Origin of the sequence: Streptomyces sp. XM83C, from assembly GCF_023072675.1 — a bacterium.
Lineage (GTDB): Bacteria > Actinomycetota > Actinomycetes > Streptomycetales > Streptomycetaceae > Streptomyces > Streptomyces thermocoprophilus.
In genome coordinates this window covers 1-526 of record NZ_JALLGL010000658.1, presented here as the reverse complement: position 1 = coordinate 526, position 526 = coordinate 1, and the positions used below count along the sequence as shown (strand labels likewise).

Here is a 526-nt window from a genome sequence, read left to right as displayed (position 1 = left end):
CGCCTCCACACAGCGATCGGCGACATCCCGCCCCACGAGCACGAGACCAACCACTACGCTCAACACCAGCCCCAACCGGCGGCTGGAGTCAACGCATAGAGCCTCCACCGATCCCGGAGCGGTTCACTCGTCGCCTACCTGGACCGGCACACGGGCAACGACACGCTCGTCGAGGAGGCCCTGCTTTCCTTCGCCGCCCGCTCCTATCGAAAGTCCCTCACCTTCGACGACGTACTGGCTCGCCACTCCGCCCCGCAGCAGGCACTGCTTGACCTCACGCTGCACCTGCGCAGGCGCCTTGGCGGAGGACCCGACCTGCGCCGAAGCTGGGTCGAAATCATGCTGGCCCAGCCAGAGTGCCCTACGGAGCTGCTCCGGCTGCTGCCCGCCTGGTCGGCGCTAAGAGGGCTTCTCGAAACCGAGTGTGGAGCTGGGGGTTCCGTACGGGCGTGCTGTTCAGGTGATTGTGGCCGCGCGGGGGCATGAAGGCAGGGCCTCTCGGTAGCACAGAGGGTGTCTACGCCAC

1 protein-coding gene is annotated in these 526 nt (G+C 66.9%); it reads right to left on the bottom strand.

What is annotated here, in order from left to right; translation table 11 throughout:
• Positions 1-123: 123 nt before the first annotated feature.
• Complete coding sequence (locus MTQ10_RS30960) at positions 124-285, bottom strand: hypothetical protein (RefSeq protein WP_247474139.1); 162 nt, start codon at positions 283-285, stop codon at positions 124-126.
• Between the last annotated feature and the right edge of the window lie 241 nt (positions 286-526).